The following is a 22,669-nucleotide window of genomic DNA, read 5'->3' as shown; positions in this document are numbered from 1 at the left end:
CTGAGGCGATTTACGGGAAAGCCTCAAAGCCCCAGTTTGTCGCGCATGAAAGCCAGAGCCACCGACAGACCATCGGGTGCAATCCCGTGGCCGGTGCCCTTCATGATATGCGCATAGACATCCTGCCAGCCCGCCCCCTGCAACGCCTCGGCCGCCTGTGGCAGTGATTGCACTGGTACCACCTCGTCAACATCGCCATGCACCAACAGGACTGGCGGGCGGCTCTGGGTCTCATCCGCCAGCAATTCAGGCGACAAGAGCCGCCCCGAAAAGGCAACGACCCCTGCCAAGGCATCTTCGCGCCGGGGGGCCACATGCAGCGCCATCATCGTGCCTTGGGAAAAGCCAAAGAGCACCACCTGCTCGGGCAAGAGATCCTCATCCACCATCAGCGCATCAAGAAAAGCATTGAGATCGGCCACAGCCGACACAAGCCCACGGTGCGATTCCTCTTCGCTAGAGCCGTCAATCCACGGGATCGGAAACCATTGCAGACCAAAGGGCATGCCGGGGATGCTCTCGGGCGCGTCCGGGGCCACAAAGAGCGTATCTGGCAGATGCTCCGCCAACGGGTCTGCCAACCCCAGCAAATCTGCGCCATTGGCCCCGTAGCCGTGCAGAAACACCACCACCGAGCGTGTTTCGCCCGAAAGAGCTTCCTTGCGGCCTGTTTTCAAAACCCGTGTCATCTGATCCCTTCCCTGTCCTTGGCCACCCGGTAATAGGCCCACAGCATCCGTGCCGCAACGGATCGCCACGGCGACCAAGTTTCAGCCATCTGCCGCAAAGCCCGCTCTTTGGGCCGTTCTGGAAGCTCGTAAAGCAGCCGCGCCGCCTCTTGCAAGGCCAGATCGCCGGGGGCAAAAACATCGGCCCGGCCAAGGCTGAACATTGCATAAATTTCCGCCGTCCAGACCCCAATTCCGGGCACCTGCGTCAGGGTGGTGATCACAGCCTCGGTCGGGGCGGCGCGCAATGCCATATAATCAATCTCTGCCTCTGCGAGTGCGCGCGCATAGCGCGCCTTTTGACGGCTGAGACCCACGGCACGCAGATCATCGTCATTAACCGCGCCAATCACACCCGGATCGGTAAACCCTGCCTGTTCCAGCCGGGACCAGATCGCATTGGCCGAGGCAACGCTGACTTGTTGGCTGACAATGGCACCAAGAAGTCTGGCGAATCCATCGGGGTTACGGCGCAGGGGCAAAGGCCCGGTCAAATCATAAGCATGGCGTAGGCGCGGACAGATTGCTGCCAGATGTGCGGCACCTTCGGCCACGTCCTGCTCCGTTTCTATGATCCGATCCGTCATAACCCCTGCACCCAATCAATCGCCGCCGCAACCGTTGCAACCCTTTGCGCGACGGGTTGCGGCGGGCGGGCGATCATGGCCACCGGCAAACCACAGGCGCGTGCCGCAACGAGTTTACTTTCAGAGGCACGACCACCCGCATTTTTGACCACCAACCAATCCACCCCAAGACGCTCGAACAATTCACGTTCTGCCTCAGGCGTAAACGGAGGACGACCCACCAAGAATTTGCCGTTGGCAAACGGAAATGCTGTTTCGGGAGGATCAACCACCCGGCAAATCAGATGCCGCCCGGTCAGATTGGAAAACCGCGCTAATCCCTGCCGCCCGGTTGCAAGAAACACCGTGGCTCCGGCAGGAATATATGCTGCTGCCTCTTCCTCTGCTGCAATCATGGTCCAACGATCATCGGCTTCTGGTGACCATTCAGGCCGCAAAATCTGGCAATATGGCAGACCTCTTGCCGCGCATATCCGCGCTGTCCGGTCCGATATACGCGCCGCAAAGGGATGGGTTGCGTCAAGCACCGCCGTAATCCCTGCAGACTCGAGATACAGGACAAACCCCGCCTCACCGCCAAAGCCACCAATCCGCGTGGGCAAGTCAATTGCGCGTGGAGATCGCGTGGCCCCAACGAGTGACGCGATGGCCGCATGCCCCTTCATGGACAAAATCCGTGCCACCTGCTGCGCCTCTGCCGTCCCCGCAAGCAACAGGAGCGTCATTGACTGCCCGCCCGCGCCAGGATGGTGCCTGAACGATCTATCACCACGGTATCTACCTCAACCCCTTGAGGCAGCATCGCCAGCACCTTGGCGCGACCCTCGATCGCAACCCAGATCGCCATATCTTTTCCCGCAAATTCATATGCTTGCAAGGCAGTATTCATGTCCTTCACGTCCGGCATAGCCAACACATCGGCAAGGGCCGCAAAATCCACCTGACTCCGCCCCGAATGCAGATCACGCGCGCCCTGAGCCAACTTGACCATCTTACCGATCCCGCCCCCAATAGTCAGTCGCGGTAGCGGATGTTTGGCGAGGTATTTGAGCAATCCGCCTGCAAAGTCCCCCATATCCAGCATAGCGTGATCGGGTAACCCGTAGAGTTTCTGCACCACCCGTTCACTCGTGGCACCGGTGCAGCCCGCAACATGGATCAGTCCTGTCTCGCGGGCCACGTCAATACCGCGATGGATTGAGGCGATCCATGCCGCACAGGAAAACGGTCGCACGATACCTGTAGTTCCCAGAATAGACAGACCGCCCTTGATACCCAGCCTCGGGTTCCAAGTCTTTTGCGCAAGCGCTGCTCCGCCGGGGACCGATACCGTGATCTCGATGTCAGGAGATTCGGACAGGCGCTCGGCCATGTCGCGTACGGTAGTCTCCATCATTTGGCGGGGCACGGGGTTGATGGCAGGTTCCCCCGGCGGGATTGGCAGGCCCGGCATCGTGACTCGCCCCACGCCTTCACCCGCGCGAAACACGACACCGCCGTCAGATGGCGAAACGCGCGCGATGATCATCGCGCCATGGGTCACGTCCGGGTCATCGCCCGCATCCTTGATAACCCCGGCCTCGGCCCAGCCTTCGCCCACTGCATGATGCGCGATGTCGAACTCAGGTGTCTCGCCACGCGGCAGACTGATGCGTACACGAGACACAGCCCCCTCGCCCCACAAAAGGCAGAGCGCCGCCCGCGTCGCGGCAGTGGCGCAAGCGCCCGTGGTCCAGCCACGGCGTAAAGGGGTTTCGGGTTTGCGGTTCATGTCAGATCACGACTATAGGCAGACCAGAGCCGAAGACCAAACACCAAATCCTTGCGCTGTCCTGCGCCCCGCATTTCTCGCGAGGCGCGCCGGATCAGATTTACTCTGCGGCGATATTGGCCGCCTCGACCTTGACCGCCGAGAACTTGAACTCGGGGATCTTGCCATAAGGATCAACCGCCGAGTTGGTGAGAATATTCGCCGCGGCCTCGACATAGGCGAAGGGCAGAAACACCATATCGGGGGCCACCGCGCGATCCGCCCGCGCCATGATCCGGATCGAGCCGCGCTTGGTCGAGAGACGCACGATCCCACCCGGTTCCACACCCAGCTTGCGCAGGGTTGCGGGGTGAATCGAGCAATTCGCCTCTGGCTCGACTGCGTCGAGCACGCTGGCACGGCGGGTCATCGAACCGGTGTGCCAATGTTCCAGTTGCCGTCCCGTGGTCAGGATCATCGGATAATCGGCATCTGGCACATCGTCGGGCGGGATGATCGACGCCGGAGTGAACTTTGCGCGCCCCTCAGGCCGCGGGAATCCATTACCGAACACCACCGCCTCGCCCGGTTGGTCGGGCGATTTGCAAGGATAGGTTACGGCCCCTTCCCGCTCCAGCCGCTCCCAAGTGATATTGTCGAGCGAGCGCATGTTGACCTTCATCTCGGCGAAAACATCCGCAGGGCTGTCATATTTCCAATCGAGGCCAATCCGGTTCGCCAATTCAACCGTGATTGCCCAGTCTTCGCGCGCCTCTCCCGGAGGCGTCACAGCAGGGCGGCCCATCTGCACCTGCCGGTTGGTGTTGGTTACTGTCCCCGACTTTTCATAAAACGCCGAAGCAGGCAGGATCACATCGGCATAGTTCGCCGTTTCGGTGATGAAAATATCCTGCACCACCAGATGCTCCAGCTTGGCCAGAGCATCGCGGGCGTGCTCCACATCCGGGTCTGACATCGCCGGGTTCTCACCCAGGATATACATGCCCTTGATCTTGTCCTCGTGAACCGCATCCATGATCTCGGTCACGGTCAGGCCCTTCTGGTTCGAGAAGTCCCCCGATTGCCAGACCTCGGTAAAGGCGCGGCGCACGCCGTCGTCGGTCACGGTCTGATAGTCGGGCAGGAACATCGGTACGAGGCCCGCATCGGATGCCCCCTGCACGTTGTTCTGCCCGCGAAGCGGGTGCAGCCCGGTGCCGGGACGACCGACATGGCCACACATCAGCGCCAGAGAAATCAGGCATCGAGAATTGTCTGTACCGTGGATATGCTGGCTGACGCCCATTCCCCAAAAGATCATGCCAGCCTTGGCTGTCGCAAAATCGCGTGCCACGGCGCGTAGTGTTTCGGCAGGAATGCCGCAGACACCTTCCATTTTCTCGGGGGAGAATTGCGACAGATGCTGTTTCTCTGCTTCCCAGTTCTCGGTGAAGGCCGCGATATATTGCTGGTCGTAGAGTCCTTCTTCGACGATCACATGCATGATGGCATTGAGCATCGAGACATCCGCGCCCGGACGGAACTGCAACATATGCGTCGCAAATCGCTTCATTCCCTGACCACGCGGATCCATCACGATAAGCTTTCCACCACGCTTGGTGAACTGCTTAAAATAAGTTGCTGCGACCGGATGGTTCTCAAGCGGGTTTGCACCGATGATTATCGCCACATCCGCATTCTCGATCTGGTTGAATGTGGCCGTCACAGCTCCCGAGCCGACATTCTCGATAAGTGCCGCCACTGAAGATGCATGGCAAAGCCGGGTGCAGTGATCCACGTTATTATGACCAAAGCCCTGACGGATGAACTTTTGAAACAGATAAGCCTCTTCATTGGTGCATTTTGCGCTACCAAAGCCCGCAACCGCCGTGCCACCATGAGTATCCTTGAGCGTCTTGAGTCCGCCCGCCGCGAGATTGAACGCTTCCTCCCATGTCGCTTCACGGAACACTTCCTGCCAATTTCCAGGATCGACATTGAGACCCTTGGAAGGGGCATCCGCGCGACGGATCAGCGGTTTGGTCAGGCGATGAGGATGGTGGATATAGTCAAATCCAAACCGTCCCTTCACGCAAAGCCGCCCCTCATTGGCAGGGCCGTTGATCCCCTCGACATACTTCACCTTGCCATTCTTGACCTTGAGCGAGACCTGACACCCAACACCGCAGAACGGACAGATGCTCTTGACCTCTTCGTCAAAATCCGCGCTGTCACCCTGTTGGGCCCCATCCAAAACCGTTGCGGGCATCAAGGCACCGGTCGGGCAGGCCTGCACGCATTCGCCACAGGCCACACAGGTCGAGGCGCCCATCGGGTCAGCCAAATCAAACACCGGGTAGGCGTCGTGCCCGCGCCCGGCCATTCCGATCACATCATTAACCTGCACTTCCCGGCAGGCCCGGACACAAAGCCCGCAGGAAATACAGGCATCAAGATTGACGCGCATCGCCACATGGCTGTCATCAAGCAGCGGAATGCGCGCACGCTCAACCTTGGGAAAGCGGCTCTCTGATACACCGTTCTCTTCCGCCATATCCCACAGGTGGCTGGACCGGTCATGCGAAACATCACGCTCCGGCTGATCTGCGAGCAGCATCTCGACCACCATCTTGCGGGCCGTTGAGGCGCGCGCAGAGTTGGTGGTCACGACCATGCCCGACTTGGCCTCGCGGATGCAGGAGGCCACAAGCGTCCGTTCACCCTCGACCTCGACCATACAGGCGCGACAATTGCCGTCGGGGCGATATCCTGGCGCAGGCTTGTGGCACAGGTGCGGGATTTTCAGGCCACGACCATTTGCAACTTCCCAAATCGTCTGCCCTGCCTCCGCTTCGACTTCGCGGCCGTCCAGTACGAATTTGATTTTGTCGGTCATTAGCGTGCCTCCCTGCTTTGGGTTTTTTTAAAGCATGCAGTTGCATTCACGAGACCGTCAATCCCGACACCTCACCCCGTTTTTGCGCCACATTGCGCAAACTGGTAGCAGATACGGCCACCAACATCTGAGTCGAGAGCCATACATCCCCCGTCAGCCAAGTTCGCGCACATGTGCCGACGGAATATTTTTCGTTCCACCTTTAACCCCGCTGCAACCGGCGCTAACGTCGCGCGGAATTCTGGGGGACGTCGACATTGACTGAGCTAATTCTGGTGCGGCACGGGCAGGCCAACAGCCATGCGACGGATGAGGCTGAATATGACCGCCTCTCGCACCTTGGCGTGCAGCAAGCTGAATGGCTAGGCGCGCACCTTGCCCAAACCAATCCGCATTTCGACCATGTGATCACTGGCACACTTAACCGCCAGATCGGCACCGCTCGCGCCATGGGGTATCAGATCGCCGAGCAAGACCCTCGTCTCGACGAATTAAGCTATTTTGCTCTAGCGCGTGCCATCGAGGCACAGCACGGCATACCCGCCCCGTCCGACGCCACAGAATTCGCCCGGTACCTGCCGCAGGTGATCGAGCACTGGGCCCGTGGTGATCTTGCGGATGTACCTGAAACCTTTGAGCATTTCACAATGCGGATCACGGGTCTGCTTGACGAAATCTGCCAACGCAATGGCCGCATCCTGATTGTGACCTCCGGCGGTGTGATCGGCACAGTCATGCGACAGGCGCTCGGGCTCGACATTCCGGGCATGGCCAAAGTCATGTTGCAGGTTATGAACAGTTCCCTGCACAGGCTGGAACATGTCCACGATATGCTGATGGTGGGCACGTTCAATGCCACACCGCATCTAGACGCCCCTGATAGGGCGCACGCCCGCACCTTCATCTGAATTCAAAAGGACATGCACATGAAACTCTACTTTGCCAAAGGCACCATTTCGATTGCGGTGGCCATCGCATTGCACGAGGCGGACCTGACGTTCGAACCAATACGCCTTGATTTCCGGGCCGGAGAACAATCAGGGGCCGACTATCTGGCGATCAATCCCAAGGGGCGCGTGCCAGCACTCGTCACGGAACAGGGCATTCTGACGGAAACCGGAGCGCTTTTGGATTACATCGCTGATATCGCTCCCGAAGCTGGCTTACGCCCGTCTGACCCTGTTCTGGCGGCCAAGATGCGCGAGGCGATGTATTACATTGCCTCCACCATGCATGTGAACCACGCCCATAAGTTGCGTGGTCATCGTTGGGCCGATCAGCAAAGCTCGTTTAATGACATGAAAGCCAAATCGGTTCAGACCATGACCGACAGCGCCACCTATGTGGAAAACCATGTCCTGACCGGACCCTTCGTTCTGGGCGACACGGTTTCACTGGCCGATGCGTATCTCTTTGTTGCGTGTAGCTGGCTTGAGGCAGATGGGGTTCAGGTGTCGGCTTTCCCAAAGATTGACGCCTTTATGCAAGCAATGCGCGCGCGCGCCTCGGTGGCACGGGTCATCGCAGATAACATGATCTGAGGGCATAATATGACACATCTTTGGGTCCGGGCCGAGCAACGGCCAAACGAGGAACGTGTTGGGCTGACACCAGAGGGCGCGGCACAACTCATCGCCAAGGGCATTCGCGTGACAGTAGAGCACAGCCACAACCGCGCCATCCCGATCGACGGATACCGCGACGCAGGTTGCGAGATCGCGCCCGAGAATTCATGGCCTTCCGCGCCATCGGACGCGATCGTCTTTGGCCTCAAGGAACTGCCAGAGGATGGGAGTCCTTTGACACATCGCCACATCATGTTTGGCCACGCCTTTAAGGGCCAACATGCGGGGCAACGGCTTTTGCAACGGTTCAAGGCAGGGGGGGGCACGCTCTATGACCTTGAATATCTGGTGGATGAGACGGGTCGCCGGGTGGCCGCCTTTGGCTATTGGGCGGGCTATGCCGGGGCTGCCGTGTCGCTTATGGCTTGGGCCGCGCAAAAGGGGGGCGGTATTTGTCCGCCCGTCGACACCTATCCGGGCCGTGACGCGCTGCTCACTGCACTCGGCGCACAGCTTGATGCCACCGGCACGGACCGGCCCCGCGCCATTGTCATCGGGGCGTTGGGGCGCGTGGGCACTGGTGCTTCGGATCTCTGCGAGGCGGTGGGCGTCGCCGTCACCCGCTGGGATATGGCCGAGACCGCTTCGGGCGGCCCCTTCCCCGAAATCCTCGACCACGACATTTTCCTCAACTGCATCTTTGCCCGCCCTGGCACGCCGGTTTTCGTGCCAAAATCGGCCCTGACGCAATCCCGCCGATTGACGGTGATCGGTGATGTGGCCTGTGACCCCGACAGCGATTACAACCCGGTGCCGGTCTATGACGCAGCCACCACATGGACCGCACCCGTGCTGCGCGTCCATGATGCCCCACCGCTCGACGTTATGGCGATTGACAACTTGCCGTCGCTCTTGCCGGTGGAATCCTCACAGGATTATGCAGGGCAGCTTCTGGCCTCCTTGCTGACGCTCGACACATTGGATGCAGGCGTTTGGGGACGCGCATCAGAGACCTTTCACACCCATTTGAAAGATATCTGAATGGTGCCCTATGTGGGATATCTGGCCGCCTTTCTAGGCACGATCTGCTGGATACCCCAGGCTTGGAAAGCATGGTCGACACGTGACACCTCGGGCCTGTCGCTGCCCTCAAATCTCATGTTTTTAACGACGGTCTCGCTGTGGCTAGCCTATGGCCTATTGATCGGAGATTGGCCCCTTATTCTGGCAAATATCTGCGCCGTCGTGGCGATGCTGAGCATCGTTGCGGCAAAGTTGCGTTATAAATGAAGGAGAGAATACTATGACAATTCATTGGTGCGGTACCGGCCTTTCGGCCATACCTGGCCTGCGGCGGCTGATCGAGGCGGGGCACGAGGTAACCGTCTGGAACCGCTCGACCGACAAGGCGCGGGCGGCGGTCGGCGACCTCACGGACAATATCCGCGCCTTCGACAAGACCGCGCTGGCGGCGGTCCTGCAACCCGGCGACGTGGTTGTCTCGATGCTGCCCGGCGACTGGCATGTGCCGCTCGCGGAACTGTGCCTCGAGAAAGGTGCGCATTTCGTTTCGTCTTCTTACATTGCTCCCGAGATGCGTGCGCTCGATGAGACAGCACGCCAGAAGGGACTTTGTATTGTAAACGAAATCGGACTTGATCCCGGCATTGACCATCTGATGGCGCATCAATTGGTGGCGGAGTATCGCGCCTCATCTGCCTATGATGCTCGCAACGATTTGTCCTTTACCTCCTACTGTGGTGGTGTACCCAAACATCCTAACCCTTTCCGGTATAAATTCAGTTGGTCGCCTCTGGGGGTGCTTAAAGCACTGCGCTCTCCGTCCCGCTCGATCCGTAATTTCTCGGAACTGAGCGTATCGCGCCCATGGGATGCGATCTCGAGCTATACGGCGCCATTGGCAACACCCGAGGCTTTTGAAGTTTATCCCAACCGCGACTCGATCCCCTTCATCGTTGATTATCGGTTTGACTCAGCATGGCGGATCAAGGATTTCGTGCGCGGCACATTGCGGCTCAACGGTTGGTCCGAGGCTTGGGAGGATGTCTTTACCGAGATCGAGACGCTCACGGGCACTGAGGGAGACGCACGGCTCAAGGAAATGTCGGATCAATTCTGGTCCGAGCATGCCTATGAGACAGACGATCCGGACCGCGTCGTGCTCTGCGTGGATCTTCGAGCGGAGCAGGATGGCAAGGCCGTCTGGCATAAGACCTATGTGATGGATGCCTGGGGCGATTCACGTGGCACGGCGATGGCACGACTGGTTTCGGTGCCCGTGTCTCTTGCGGTAGAATCAGTGCTCAACCAAGAAATCGCGGCAGGTGTAAGCCCGGCCCCGCATGATCCCAAGCTGGTCACACGCTACCTTGCAGAAGTAGACCGTCTCGCGCAACATCTGGAGATCGTCGATCACCTCGCATGAGTTCGCAGGCCTGTTGACGCGGCTTTTAGGGCCACAAATTTTTGAGTATTTTGGCCAAGAAGAACGGCAACATGGATCGTTCTTCTTGGTTCAACTGTTCAAACCCATTGCAAAGCCCGTCAGAACGGCACGTCGTCTGCCCCACTGATGAACCGCGCCACTACTTTCTTGGTGCCCGCCTTGTCAAAGGCGATCTCAAGTTTGTCACCTTCTATTCCGGTGATCGTGCCATAGCCAAATTTTTGGTGAAACACGCGCTCGCCCATCATATGTACGCTCACGGCTTCCGCATCGATCACACTGTGGCGGACCTCACGCGGTTGCGCCATCGGACGCTCACCCCCTCGCGCCTGAAGCCGGCGCCAGCCAGGGCTGTTATAGACATTCGCCTCGGCGGCCCGGCTCTCGATCCCGCTGCTGGCCGCCGCCCCATAGGCCCCGCCATAGAGACCCGGAGGGGTCAGCACCTCGACATGGGCCTCAGGTAATTCATCGATAAATCGCGACGGCATCTGTGACTGCCACTGACCATAAACGCGGCGATTGCCCGCAAAGGAGATGGTGCAAACCTCTTCTGCGCGGGTGATGCCGACATAGGCCAGCCGACGCTCTTCCTCGAGTCCGCGCTGCCCGCTTTCATCCATCGAGCGCTGAGAGGGGAACAGCCCATCCTCCCATCCCGGAAGGAATACGGCAGGAAACTCCAGTCCCTTGGCGGCGTGCAGGGTCATCAGCGTGACCTTCTCCCCCCCCTCTCCAGCCTCGTTGTCCATGATCAGACTGACGTGTTCCAAAAACCCTTGCAGGTTCTCAAATTGCTCCAGCGCTTTGACCAATTCCTTGAGGTTTTCCAGCCGCCCCGGCGCTTCGGGTGTCTTGTCCGCCTGCCACATCCCAGTGTAACCGCTCTCGTCGAGGATAATTTCGGCCAATTCGACGTGGCTGACATCAGCAGCCCCCACCATCCGCCCCCAGCGGGCAAGGCCATCAATCAAGCGACGCAACTCTGACGCGCCCTTGCCGGTGATCCCCTTGTCATCCAGCAATATCCGTGCCCCCTCGACCAGCGACACACCATGCTGGCGCGCTGTCACCTGAATTTTCTGCTGCGCCTTGTCACCAAGTCCGCGTTTGGGGGTATTGACGATCCGCTCAAAGGCCAGATCATCAGCAGGCGAGGTGACCAGACGGAAATAGGCCATCGCATCGCGAATTTCGAGCCGCTCATAGAACCGAGGTCCGCCAATCACCCGGTAGGGCAAACCGATCGTCAGGAACCGGTCCTCGAAGGCGCGCATCTGGTGGCTGGCACGCACGAGAATGGCCATGTTATCGAGAGAAAAGGGCCGTATGCCCCGAGTGCCACGCTGCAGGCTCTCGATTTCCTCACCGATCCAGCGAGCCTCTTCCTCGCCATCCCAATGACCGATGAGTTTGACTTTATGCCCCTCTTTGGCGTCGGTCCAAAGTTCCTTGCCGAGCCGTCCCGTATTGGCGGCAATCACGCCCGAAGCGGCGGCAAGGATATGCGGGGTCGAGCGGTAGTTTTGCTCCAGTCGGATCACGGCCGCGCCGGGAAAATCCGCCTCGAACCGCAGGATATTGCCCACTTCGGCCCCGCGCCAGCCATAGATCGACTGGTCGTCATCGCCTACGCAGCAGATATTCTTGTGCCCCCCCGCCAGCAGGCGCAGCCAGAGATACTGTGCGACGTTGGTATCTTGATACTCGTCCACGAGAATGTAGCGAAACCAGCGTTGATACTGCGCCAGAATATCCTCATGCCGTTGAAAGATTGTCACCACATGCAACAGCAGATCGCCAAAATCGACCGCGTTCAGCTCGCGCAGGCGTGTCTGATATTGACGGTATAGAGCGGGCCCCTTGCCGTCATAGGCGCTGCCTTCAGAGGCGGGCAGGTTGTCGGGTGTCCAGGCGCGGTTTTTCCATTGATCGATGATCCCGGCCAGCATCCGGGCTGGCCAGCGTTTGTCGTCGATCCCCGCCGCCTGCACCAATTGCTTCAGAAGCCGCAACTGGTCGTCAGTATCGAGAATCGTGAAATTCGATTTGAGATCCACCAGTTCCGCATGCCGCCGTAAGAGTTTGACGCAAATCGAATGAAATGTGCCAAGCCACGGCATGCCTTCGGCAGGTTGACCCAGAAGGTGCCCAACACGCAATTTCATTTCGCGAGCAGCCTTATTGGTAAAAGTCACCGCAAGAATCTCGTTTGGGCGGGCGCGCCCTGTGTTCAAAAGATGCACGATCCGCGAGGTCAGGGCCTTGGTCTTGCCCGTGCCTGCGCCCGCAAGCATCAGGACAGGGCCGTCCAAGGTCTCGACTGCACGCCGTTGCTCGGGATTGAGACCCTCAAGATAGGGCATTGGGCGGGCTGCCATAGCGCGCGCGGACAGGCTAGCACCCTCAAAGGCGTCGGATTCGTCAAATCTATTCATGCTTCAGACAATAGCGCGGGGGCAGCCGGAGATAAAGAGATGTTCGGGGATTGTTCCACTCAAAACTGTCCTCTGGACAAGCCTCTGAAAACCCGCGCAAATGCGCGTCATGAACCTACATTCACGATACCCCGCCCTATCTGATTTGCGTGCCCAAGCGGCCCGGCGCATTCCGCATTTTGTCTGGGAATACCTAGATAGCGCCACAGGAACCGAGGCGACCAAGGCACGCAATCGGATAATGCTCGATCAGGTACGGCTCAGCCCTTCGATCCTGCATGGTGAGTTCACGCCAGACGTTTCCGCGTTGCTTTTTGGTCAGACCCACGCATTACCTGTGGGCATTGCCCCCGTTGGCATGTCCGGCCTGATTTGGCCCGATGCCGAGCGTCTTTTGGCGCGCGCCGCCACAAAGATTGGAATTCCATACGGGCTTTCGACGGTGGCCAGCCAAAAGCCTGAGCACTTAGCTCCGCATCTGAACGGTAATGGCTGGTTCCAGATGTATCCCCCTCGCGATACAGACATTCGCACGGACATGTTGAAACGCGCCCGCAACGCCGGGTTCTCGGTGCTGGTGCTGACCGTGGATGTGCCCGTGGGCAGCCGTCGGGAACGGCAGGTGCGCTCTGGTCTGACGCAGCCGCCCAAACTAACACCGCGCCTGATGGCACAAGTGGCACGCTGCCCCGCATGGGCACTTGGAACGATGCGCTTGGGAATGCCGCGTATGCGCCTGATCGACGATTACGCCGGGCAAACCAAGGGTTTACCCTCGAACAAACACGCAGGCTATTTGCTCCGCACCTCGCCTGACTGGGATTATTTGCGTTGGCTGCGCGACGCGTGGAACGGTCCATTGGTGGTCAAGGGCGTGCTGCGCGCCGACGATGCCGCAGCGCTGGAGAAAGAGGGCGTAGACGCGATCTGGATTTCGAACCACGCGGGCCGTCAGTTCGATGCCGCCCCCGCCACCATTGAGGTGCTGCCTCCGGTGCGTGCTGCAACCACCCTACCCGTCATCATGGATGGCGGCATCGAAGGCGGATTGGATGTGCTGCGCGCCATCGCTCTAGGAGCGGATTTCGTGATGATGGGGCGAGGCTGGCACTATGCGCTTGGCGCGCTAGGAGAGAGTGGTCCGGAGCATCTCGCGGATATTCTGGCCGAAGATCTGCGCGCCAATATGGGCCAGTTGGGCACGCACACGCTAAAGGACGCGCGGTCCAGAGTGATCTCTAACGGGTAGGGCCGCCCACCCGTCGGGACAGGAAATTTCCCTTACCGGCGAATACCCAGTTTGCCGGATTGCACAAACCTTTCACAAATCCTACAAGGATGCAGCGCTGCAATGCGGCATGAAAATGCCGCGCCGCCAGAACAGATCAACCGGGGGGACAAGCATGGTCGACTTCAAGAAAATTCTCATTGCCAACCGGGGCGAGATTGCCATCCGCATCATGCGAGCGGCCAATGAGATGGGTAAAAAGACCGTTGCGGTCTTTGCCGAAGAAGACAAGCTTGGGTTGCACCGGTTCAAGGCGGACGAGGCCTATCGCATCGGTGAAGGCATGGGACCGGTCCAAGCCTATCTGTCGATTGAAGAGATCATCCGCGTGGCCAAACTCTCGGGCGCGGATGCGATCCATCCCGGTTACGGTCTGCTCTCAGAGAACCCCGCCTTTGTTGATGCCTGCGACGCGGCGGGCATTACCTTTATCGGACCGCGCGCGGAAACCATGCGCGCGCTAGGAGACAAGGCGAGCGCGCGGCGCGTTGCCATTGAAGCGGGCGTGCCGGTCATTCCCGCCACCGAAGTTTTGGGCGACGACATGAAGGCCATCCGCAAGGAGGCAAAGGAAATTGGCTATCCGCTGATGCTCAAAGCATCCTGGGGTGGCGGCGGGCGCGGCATGCGCCCCATCGAGACCGAGAGCGAGCTAGAGGAAAAGGTGCGCGAAGGTCGGCGCGAGGCCGAAGCGGCATTCGGCAATGGCGAAGGCTATCTGGAAAAGATGATCCTGCGCGCGCGCCATGTCGAGGTTCAGATCCTCGGCGACAAACATGGCAACATGTACCACCTCTTTGAGCGGGATTGCTCGGTGCAGCGCCGCAATCAAAAAGTGGTGGAGCGCGCCCCGGCCCCTTACCTGTCACAAACTCAGCGCGAAGAAATCTGCCAGCTGGGCTACAAGATCTGCAAGCACGTGAATTACGAATGTGCAGGCACGGTCGAATTCCTGATGGATATGGACACCGGCAAATTCTACTTCATCGAGGTCAATCCGCGCGTGCAGGTTGAGCATACCGTGACCGAGGCCGTGACCGGTATCGATATCGTGCAAGCCCAGATCAAGATCGCCGAAGGCAAGAGTCTGATGGAGGCCACCGGCAAGGCCAGCCAATATGACATCACTCTGCATGGCCACGCACTCCAGACGCGGATCACGACCGAAGACCCGCTCAACAACTTCATTCCGGATTATGGCCGGATCACCGCCTATCGCTCTGCCACCGGCATGGGCATCCGTCTTGATGGCGGCACCGCCTATGCGGGCGGCGTGATCACGCGCTACTACGACAGCCTCTTGACCAAGGTCACGGCTTGGGCCCCCACGCCCGAGCAGGCGATTGCCCGGATGGACCGTGCGCTGCGCGAGTTCCGCATTCGCGGAGTGAGCACGAATATCGCTTTTGTCGAAAATCTGCTCAAGCATCCGACGTTTCTGAACAATACTTATACGACCAAGTTCATCGACACGACGCCGGAGCTCTTTAAGTTCGCCAAACGCCGGGACCGCGGCACCCGCGTTCTGAGCTATATCGCCGACATCACAGTGAACGGGCATCCCGAGGTCGAGGGGCGTGCCCGCCCCCCGGCCGACGTGAAACTGCCGCGCGCGCCCCGTCCCACCAATGCTGAAATCCCCGATGGGGCCAAACAGATCCTTGACCGCAAGGGGCCTCAGGCTGTGGCCGATTGGATGGCGGCACAAAAGCAATTGCTGATCACAGATACCACCATGCGCGATAGCCATCAGTCGCTCTTGGCCACGCGCATGCGGTCCGTCGATATGATCGGCATCGCACCAAACTACGCCCATGATCTGCACGGTCTTTTTTCCGTCGAATGCTGGGGCGGTGCGACCTTTGATGTGGCATACCGGTTCCTTGACGAATGCCCTTGGCAACGCTTGCGCGATATCCGTGCGGCCATGCCTAACCTGTTGACGCAAATGCTGCTGCGCGGGTCGAACGGGGTGGGTTATACCAACTACCCCGACAATGTCGTTGCGGCCTTTGTTGAACAGGCCGCCGAGAGCGGCGTTGATCTCTTCCGCGTGTTCGACCCGCTGAACTGGGCCGAAAACATGCGTGTCTCGATGGATGCCGTGCTCGAGTCGGGCAAGATTCTAGAGGCGGCAATCTGCTACACCGGCGATATGCTGGATCCGGCACGCTCCAAATACGACCTGAAGTACTACCTCTCAATGGCCAAGGAATTGAAGGCAGCAGGCACGCATGTCCTCTGTATCAAGGATATGGGCGGCTTGATGAAACCGGCCACGGCGAGCGTGCTTTTCAAGGCGCTCAAGGACGAGGTGGGGCTACCGCTGCATTTCCACACCCATGACACGGCGGGTATTGCAGGGGCCACGATCCTTGCCGCCTCTGAGGCCGGGGTGGATGCGGTCGATTGCGCCATGGACGCGCTCTCGGGCAATACTTCTCAGGCGACGCTTGGTACAATTGTCGAAGCGCTGCGCCATACACCGCGTGACACCGGGCTGGACATTGCCGCGATCAGACAGGTTTCCAACTATTGGGAATCGGTGCGCAACCATTACGCTGCTTTTGAAAGTGGCATGCAGTCACCCACCTCAGAGGTCTATCTGCACGAGATGCCCGGCGGGCAGTTCACCAACCTCAAAGCTCAGGCGCGCTCGATGGGGATGGAGGACCGCTGGCACGACATCGCGCGCACCTATGCAGATGTGAACCAGATGTTTGGCGATGTGATCAAGGTGACACCGATTGCCAAAACCGTAGGTGATTTGGCGCTGATGATGGTCAGTCAGGGTCTGACCTGCGAGGATGTGCTCAACCCCGAAACAGAGGTCAGCTTTCCGGACAGCGTCGTGACCTTGATGAAGGGCTATGTCGGGCAGGCTCCGGGCGGGTTTCCGCCGGCGATTGTAAAAAAGGTGCTTAAGGGTGAAATGCCCATCACGGTCCGCCCGGGCACGCTGCTACCGCCCGAGGATCTCGAAGCGCGCCGTGCCGAGTTGCAGGAACGCTTTGGCAAGACCATCGACAATGAGGACCTGATGGGGTGCCTGATGTATCCCAAGGTCTTTGCTGACTACATGGAGCGGCACGCGGTGCATGGTCCGGTGCGCACCTTGCCCACCCGCACCTTCTTTTACGGGATGGAAACCGGCGAAGAGATCACCGCCGAGATTGATCCCGGCAAGACGCTGGAAATTCGGCTGGTGGCGGTGAGCGAGACCCAAGAGGATGGCGAGGCACGGGTGTTCTTTGAACTCAATGGTCAGCCGCGCACCGTCCGTGTCCCCGACCGCCGGATCAAGGACAAGGTAGCTGCCCGCCCCAAGGCCGAGTTGGGCAATACAAACCATATTGGCGCGCCAATGCCCGGTGCCGTGGCGACGGTCGCGGTCAAAGCGGGGCAAAAGATCAAGACCGGAGATCTCTTGTTGACCATCGAGGCGATGAAGATGGAAACCGGCCTGCATGCAGAGCGCGACGCCACAGTCAAAGCGGTCCATGTTCAGCCCGGCAGCCAGATCGACGCCAAAGATCTTCTGGTGGAATTGGAATAATTACATACCACTCCCCCGGGCATGTTCCGGGGGAGTGGACGCACCAACGCAAGTCATCGACTTGTCCCGCAGGAGGATGACGTTTTTGCGACCGGCATAGGAATGGCTTTTCTGATCGGACGAATTCGGCAATGGTTCGTTCGCGTCAACTTGGTCAGGCTGTGTCATGCAAAAAATTCTAGTCTTCACGGATATTCACCTCTTACCCGAGGGCGGGACCATCATCGGTCTCGATCCATTTGAGCGGTTTACCAGAGGCCTTGCGCATGCGCTCGAAAAGCATCCTGATGCTGCGCGCATCGTACTATGTGGAGATCTCAGCCATAATGCTGCACCAGCCGAATATGCCCGCCTGAATCAAGCGCTTGAAACCTGTCCCCTGCCGGTCAGCCTGATGTTGGGCAATCACGACCGGCGCGCCCCGTTTCTTGCCGCCTTTCCTGATGTGGCGCAGATGGAGACCGGGCATATCCAACACCAGTTTGATATCGGAGCACATCGCCTGATTTTTCTCGACACACTCGACGAAGAGGCTGAGGATACCCATTCTGGGTTTCTCTGCCCTGCCCGTCTGACGTGGTTAGACCAAGCGCTCGACGAGGCAGGAGAGCGGCGCGTAATCGTTTTCACACATCACCCGCCCATCGAGACCGGTTTCAAGGGCATGGACTTGATCGGACTCAAAAACCGGTCCGACCTGATTGCGCGCCTCGCTGCCCAAGGCAACGTGGTTCAGATCGTTTCGGGCCATATCCACCGCACGGTCCTAGGATCAGCCGGAGGCATTCCCGTGGCCATCCTCAAGAGTCCCTGTCATCAGATGCCCATGGCGCTCGGGTATCAGGACACAAGCCTGTCGATTGACGAACCGGGCGCCTATGGAATCTTGTTACTGACAGATGAGGGCGTAATCGTGCATACAGAAGACTTCACCCTGCCCCCAAACCCATCCGCAGCTTACACCTGAACTGAAAGCATCCTGCATGTCCCTTGATATTACCCCGCTTTACGCTGGCCTGATCGGGTTACTTTTTGTCATCCTCAGCGTTCAAGTGATCGCCGCGCGTTTCAAAACAAATGTCGCCTTGGGTGATGGCGGCGAGAAGCTACTAATCCGCCGCATACGGGTGCAGGCAAACTGCGCGGAATATGCGCCGCTCGGCCTAATCTTGCTCGCCTCGGCAGAGCTTCAGGGAGCCCCGGGTTGGGTAATGCATTTACTGGGATTGATGCTCTTGTCCGGCCGGGTACTGCACGCCGTAGGCTTTGGTCGCACACCAGAAATCATGCTCTTGCGTAGAGGCGGGATGGTTCTGACCTTTGCCGTGCTGATTTTTGCCGCGCTGGCCAATATTGGCCATGCACTCATCTGATCCAAAAGATTTCTACTGCTCTCGCTGCCGTCCGGTCCAGCAATCTTGGTCGTATTTCCAGCGGTCATTGTGTTAGAAATTTTGTTGCAGCCTGATACAATGTCATCCCGTTCGCTTTCTTGGGCCGCACCGCTGTTTTCCATCAGGTGGATTGTCAGGCCGTCAGACACATTTGCTGCGGCAGAAGGCTTCCCCCGCTGGAGAAAATCGGTCATCATCCTGAAGTGTACTGAGATCCAGCGCGCGGGACCGCCCCGCGCATTGGATTAGGGAGGATCAGATCATGTGCCGAATTTTTGCCGGGCAGGACCCGGATCGCTACACGCTCGAAACCCGCCGGATGCGTCTGAACGGCCAGAGCACCAGCATCCGTCTTGAGAAATCGTTCTGGGGCATTCTCGACGAAATAGCCGAAAGCGAGGGCCTATCCACGCCGGGATTCGTGTCAAAACTGCATGCTGAAGTCTTGGAACTGCACGGCGAACCTGCCAATTTCACCTCACTTTTGCGCTGTACCTGCCTTGTGCATCGAGAAAACCCGCTAGAGGCAGAGACGCGGCAGATTGCAGCCGAATAGCCAAATTTCGGCGTAGTATCCCCTTACTACCCAAACGATGCGCTCTTTGGTAATTTTTCCGGACCAAATATAAGTATCCGGAGAGCATAATGGCCAAAGCCATTCACAGTATGATTCGCGTTCTCGATGAGGCGCGCTCGATTGAGTTCTACACCAAAGCCTTTGGGCTGAGCGTTGCGGACCGGCTCGATTTCGAGAAATTCACCCTTGTCTATATGTCGAATTCCGAAAGCCCGTTTGAGATCGAACTAACGATCAACAAGGGACGCATTGAGCCTTATGATCGTGGGGATGGCTATGGGCACCTGGCGGTTCTGGTCGAAGACCTGGCTGCAGAACACGCGCGATTCGAGGCTGAGGGTCTCAACCCCCGAAAGATCGTGGAATTCGCTCCCGATGGCAAACTTGTGGGTAAGTTTTTCTTCGTAGCCGATCCTGATGGCTACGAAATCGAAGTTCTGGAACGCGGTGGACGTTTCAAATGAGAGTATGGGCGCGTCCGGGGAGGGACGCGCCCTTTTTATTGAATGGGAGGAGAACCAATGACTGAGACCAGACCCCGAAAGGGGATTTCACGGCGCGAACTGCTGTCGCGCTCCATCGCGGCGGGCGCAAGTTTTGTCGTCGGCGCAGGTTTTGTGGCCAGCACCGATGCGGCGTGGGCGCTGGAAACACAAGCGCTGAGACCTGAAACAATGGCCACCCTGATTCAGATGGCACGTGATATCTATCCACACGATCATTTGGCCGATGAATACTACGCCATCGCCGTCAAGGGGTATGATGCGCCAGAAGCGGCTGAGGCCATAGAGGCTGGCATCGCGGGCCTGAACGCTGCGGCGCAGGGCAAGGGCTATGCCGATTACCTCTCGGCAGGTTGGGAACGCGACCGGGTCGACATTCTGCGCAGCATCGAAGACAGCGCCTTTTTCCAGCAAATCCGAGGGGGGCTTGTGACCGGCCTTTATAACCAAAAGGCGGTCTGGCCGCTGTTTGGCTATGAGGGCGAGTCGTTCTCGCAAGGCGGTTATATCAACCGTGGTTTTGACGACATCAACTGGCTCTGAGCCATAGCCAACTGAGGAGGAATCTAACTATGGCTGCACCTTTTGATTTTAACGACGACTCTGTGATCGTCGTCATCGGCACCGGCGCAGGCGGCGGTGTTCTGTCCAACGAATTGGCACAACGCGGCGTGTCTGTGGTGGCGCTTGAGGCGGGCGGACGCTATCTGCCCGAGGATTACATCAACGACGAATGGGAAAGCTTTGGCCAATTGGCCTGGCTGGATCCGCGCACGACCTCGGGTGACTGGCGGGTCGCCAAGGATTTTTCCGGCCTGCCCGCGTGGATCGTCAAGGCAGTGGGTGGCACGACAACCCACTGGGCCGGGGCATCGCTCCGCATTCAGGACCATGAATGGAAGGCTAAGACCAATTACGGCCCGGTGCAGGGCGCGAACCTGCTTGACTGGCCGATTGATGGTGCGGAAATGGCCCCATGGTACGATCTCGCCGAAAAGAAACTGGGCGTCACGCGCACCAACGGGATTCCCGGCCTGCCCGGCTCCAATAACTACAAGGTGTTCGAGGCTGGCGCAAAGGCGCTTGGTTACAAAGAAGTTCATACCGGTCGCATGGCGATCAACAGTCAAGAGAATGACGGGCGAATGGCGTGTCAGCAGACGGGCTTTTGCTTTCAGGGCTGTAAATGGGGCGCTAAGTGGTCCGCCGCCTATACCGATATCCCGCGCGGCGAGGCGACTGGCAATCTCGAAGTACGCTCAAAGGCGCATGTCGCGCGCATCCTGCATAACGATCAGGGCCGCGTGACCGGAGTGGAGTATTTTGACGAGGGCGGCACCTTGCAGATGCAGAAGGCGCGCGCGGTTTGCGTGGCAGGCAATTCGTTTGAATCGCCCCGCCTTCTCCTCAACTCAGCCTCGTCAATGTTCCCCGATGGGCTGGCCAACTCTTCCGGTCAGGTCGGGCGAAACTACATGCGGCACATGACCGGCTCGGTATATGGCGTGTTCGACAAGCCCGTGAAGATGTGGCGCGGCACGACTATGGCGGGCATCATTCAGGACGAGGCACGGCACGATCCTTCGCGTGGCTTCGTGGGGGGCTATGAACTTGAGACGCTCTCGCTCGGCTTGCCCTTTATGGCCGCGTTCCTGGATCCCGGAGGCTGGGGGCGTGAATTCACAACCGCGCTTGATTCCTATGAGAACATGGCTGGCATGTGGATTGTGGGCGAGGATATGCCGCAGGAAACCAATCGCGTCACCCTCAACTATGACGTCAAAGACCAATACGGCCTGCCGGTGGCAAATGTGCATTTCGATGATCACCCCAATGACATCGCGATGCGCAACCACGCCTACAAGCAGGGAACAGCGGTCTATGAAGCTGTCGGGGCGACACGGACCTTTCCGACACCACCCTATCCGTCAACCCATAACCTTGGCACTAACCGGATGTCAGACAATCCGCGCGACGGGGTGGTCAATAAATGGGGGCAGACGCATGACATTCCCAATCTTTTCGTCTCGGATGGCTCACAGTTCACAACCGGGGCTGCGGAAAATCCAACCTTGACCATCGTGGCCCTTGCCATCCGGCAGGCTGATCATATCGCAGGAGAACTCTCACGCGGCAACCTCTGATCAGTTGCCCCGTCCCTCCCCCGGCGCCTCACACTCTCCCCGAGGTGCCGGGGGATATGGGCCCTATCCCTTGGGCAGATACGGAATCGATCCGGCGGCGTCGGTATCGTCTATAACCCAAAAATGCCCCTCACTGCCCGCCTGCCGCGCCTTGGCCAGTGGCGCGTAATCGGCATCCTTTGCAAAGGCGCGCGCAGCGTCAGCAGAAGGGAACTCGATCAACGCAATTAATGTGGTATCGGGTGCGCTTCCTTCCAAGGTCTCGATGTTGGCGCTACGCGACAGGTAGCGACCGCCATGTTTTGCAGCAATGTCATGGGTCTTGGCCGCGTAATCCGGCACCCAAGCATCATCCGTGATCTTTACCTGCGCAATAAGATAGGCTGACATGCGTTTCCTCCTCCTGTTGCGGGCCGTTATCGCTACGACCCAAACGCCCAGAGAGCCTAGCATGTCCCCGAAAATTGATGAGCAGTTTGACCCTCCTACTTAGGTCTCACCTGTGTCGCGCAGCTTGATCGCAAAAAATTACCGCTGCCTGCATTTTTCCTCTTGCAGCCGTCCGTCAGAGTTTATAGATCACGCCTCACCCAAGGATGCGGGCGTAGCTCAGGGGTAGAGCATAACCTTGCCAAGGTTAGGGTCGGGCGTTCGAATCGCCTCGCCCGCTCCAAATTTTCTTTATACTAATCGAAAATTTGGGGCGATCCGCCGGGGTGGTCGCGACTGTGTCAGCTTGGTGCTTGGCCTGCGACGCGTTGCAAAGTATAGAGCCC

Annotated in this window: 20 protein-coding genes and 1 tRNA gene; 14 read left to right on the top strand and 7 right to left on the bottom strand. The window is 58.7% G+C overall.

Annotation, left to right across the window (positions count from 1 at the left end; genetic code table 11):
- Positions 1-23 precede the first annotated feature (23 nt).
- The 5 genes from ACN0SW_RS10690 to fdhF form a co-directional block, all read right to left on the bottom strand.
- A complete protein-coding gene (locus ACN0SW_RS10690; RefSeq protein ID WP_417727916.1) occupies positions 24-689 on the bottom strand; it encodes an alpha/beta hydrolase in 666 nt (221 codons plus the stop codon).
- Complete coding sequence (locus ACN0SW_RS10685; RefSeq protein ID WP_417727915.1) at positions 686-1,315, bottom strand: DNA-3-methyladenine glycosylase family protein; 630 nt, start codon at positions 1,313-1,315, stop codon at positions 686-688. Before ACN0SW_RS10685 ends, ACN0SW_RS10690 begins: the two co-directional genes overlap by 4 nt.
- Positions 1,312-2,040: a cobalt-precorrin-6A reductase gene (locus ACN0SW_RS10680; protein ID WP_417727914.1), complete on the bottom strand. Its 729-nt coding sequence runs from the start codon at positions 2,038-2,040 to the stop codon at positions 1,312-1,314. The genes ACN0SW_RS10685 and ACN0SW_RS10680 overlap by 4 nt, the downstream gene beginning before the upstream one ends.
- On the bottom strand, positions 2,037-3,086 hold the full coding sequence (locus ACN0SW_RS10675; protein ID WP_417727913.1) for a cobalt-precorrin-5B (C(1))-methyltransferase: 1,050 nt from the start codon (positions 3,084-3,086) through the stop codon (positions 2,037-2,039). Before ACN0SW_RS10675 ends, ACN0SW_RS10680 begins: the two co-directional genes overlap by 4 nt.
- Before the next feature lie 100 nt (positions 3,087-3,186).
- On the bottom strand, positions 3,187-5,961 hold the full coding sequence (fdhF, locus tag ACN0SW_RS10670) for a formate dehydrogenase subunit alpha (RefSeq protein WP_417727912.1): 2,775 nt from the start codon (positions 5,959-5,961) through the stop codon (positions 3,187-3,189).
- Between the two features lie 257 nt (positions 5,962-6,218).
- On the opposite strand from fdhF, the gene ACN0SW_RS10665 reads away from it, so the two are divergent.
- From ACN0SW_RS10665 to ACN0SW_RS10645, 5 genes are read left to right on the top strand one after another with little or no spacing between them, the layout of a single operon-like run.
- The gene (locus tag ACN0SW_RS10665; protein WP_417727911.1) at positions 6,219-6,869 is read left to right on the top strand and encodes a histidine phosphatase family protein; all 651 of its coding nucleotides are present in this window, start codon (positions 6,219-6,221) and stop codon (positions 6,867-6,869) included.
- An 18-nt stretch (positions 6,870-6,887) separates the two neighbouring features.
- Positions 6,888-7,502, top strand: coding sequence for a glutathione S-transferase family protein (locus ACN0SW_RS10660; protein WP_417727910.1), 615 nt, complete (start codon positions 6,888-6,890; stop codon positions 7,500-7,502).
- A 9-nt stretch (positions 7,503-7,511) separates the two neighbouring features.
- Entirely contained in the window at positions 7,512-8,567 is a 1,056-nt protein-coding gene (locus ACN0SW_RS10655) for a saccharopine dehydrogenase (RefSeq protein ID WP_417727909.1), read from the top strand.
- Positions 8,568-8,816, top strand: a complete 249-nt coding sequence (locus tag ACN0SW_RS10650; RefSeq protein ID WP_417727908.1) for a SemiSWEET family sugar transporter — start codon at positions 8,568-8,570, stop codon at positions 8,814-8,816.
- A 13-nt stretch (positions 8,817-8,829) separates the two neighbouring features.
- Positions 8,830-9,972, top strand: coding sequence for a saccharopine dehydrogenase family protein (locus ACN0SW_RS10645; protein WP_417727907.1), 1,143 nt, complete (start codon positions 8,830-8,832; stop codon positions 9,970-9,972).
- Between the two features lie 119 nt (positions 9,973-10,091).
- Here ACN0SW_RS10645 and ACN0SW_RS10640 read toward each other — a convergent pair whose 3' ends face one another.
- Entirely contained in the window at positions 10,092-12,431 is a 2,340-nt protein-coding gene (locus tag ACN0SW_RS10640; protein WP_417727906.1) for an ATP-dependent helicase, read from the bottom strand.
- A 109-nt stretch (positions 12,432-12,540) separates the two neighbouring features.
- Here ACN0SW_RS10640 and ACN0SW_RS10635 point away from each other — a divergent pair, with 109 nt between their 5' ends.
- From ACN0SW_RS10635 to ACN0SW_RS10600, 8 genes are all read left to right on the top strand, one after another.
- Positions 12,541-13,680, top strand: coding sequence for an alpha-hydroxy acid oxidase (locus ACN0SW_RS10635; RefSeq protein WP_417727905.1), 1,140 nt, complete (start codon positions 12,541-12,543; stop codon positions 13,678-13,680).
- Between the two features lie 154 nt (positions 13,681-13,834).
- Positions 13,835-17,275: a pyruvate carboxylase gene (gene pyc / locus ACN0SW_RS10630; protein WP_417727904.1), complete on the top strand. Its 3,441-nt coding sequence runs from the start codon at positions 13,835-13,837 to the stop codon at positions 17,273-17,275.
- Positions 17,276-17,441: 166 nt separating this feature from the next.
- The gene (locus ACN0SW_RS10625) at positions 17,442-18,242 is read left to right on the top strand and encodes a phosphodiesterase (RefSeq protein ID WP_417727903.1); all 801 of its coding nucleotides are present in this window, start codon (positions 17,442-17,444) and stop codon (positions 18,240-18,242) included.
- A 16-nt stretch (positions 18,243-18,258) separates the two neighbouring features.
- A complete protein-coding gene (locus ACN0SW_RS10620) occupies positions 18,259-18,648 on the top strand; it encodes an MAPEG family protein (RefSeq protein ID WP_417727902.1) in 390 nt (129 codons plus the stop codon).
- 283 nt (positions 18,649-18,931) lie between these two features.
- Positions 18,932-19,225, top strand: a complete 294-nt coding sequence (locus ACN0SW_RS10615) for a ribbon-helix-helix domain-containing protein (protein WP_417727901.1) — start codon at positions 18,932-18,934, stop codon at positions 19,223-19,225.
- Between the two features lie 89 nt (positions 19,226-19,314).
- Entirely contained in the window at positions 19,315-19,710 is a 396-nt protein-coding gene (locus tag ACN0SW_RS10610; protein WP_417727900.1) for a VOC family protein, read from the top strand.
- Positions 19,711-19,767: 57 nt separating this feature from the next.
- Complete coding sequence (locus tag ACN0SW_RS10605) at positions 19,768-20,292, top strand: Twin-arginine translocation pathway signal (RefSeq protein ID WP_417727899.1); 525 nt, start codon at positions 19,768-19,770, stop codon at positions 20,290-20,292.
- Positions 20,293-20,321: 29 nt separating this feature from the next.
- The gene (locus ACN0SW_RS10600) at positions 20,322-21,893 is read left to right on the top strand and encodes a GMC family oxidoreductase (RefSeq protein WP_417727898.1); all 1,572 of its coding nucleotides are present in this window, start codon (positions 20,322-20,324) and stop codon (positions 21,891-21,893) included.
- 63 nt (positions 21,894-21,956) lie between these two features.
- On the opposite strand, the gene ACN0SW_RS10595 is transcribed toward ACN0SW_RS10600, so the two are convergent.
- Positions 21,957-22,283 carry a DUF1330 domain-containing protein gene (locus ACN0SW_RS10595; protein ID WP_417727897.1) on the bottom strand — a complete coding sequence of 109 codons (327 nt, stop codon included), beginning with the start codon at positions 22,281-22,283 and terminating at the stop codon, positions 21,957-21,959.
- Between the two features lie 208 nt (positions 22,284-22,491).
- On the opposite strand from ACN0SW_RS10595, the gene ACN0SW_RS10590 reads away from it, so the two are divergent.
- Positions 22,492-22,566: transfer RNA gene (locus ACN0SW_RS10590), tRNA-Gly, on the top strand.
- Positions 22,567-22,669 lie beyond the last annotated feature (103 nt).

The sequence above is a fragment of the Roseovarius sp. genome (genome assembly GCF_048262375.1).
Lineage (GTDB): Bacteria > Pseudomonadota > Alphaproteobacteria > Rhodobacterales > Rhodobacteraceae > Roseovarius.
Note: the sequence above shows the minus strand (reverse complement) of the source record. Positions and strands in the feature narration are given on the sequence as shown.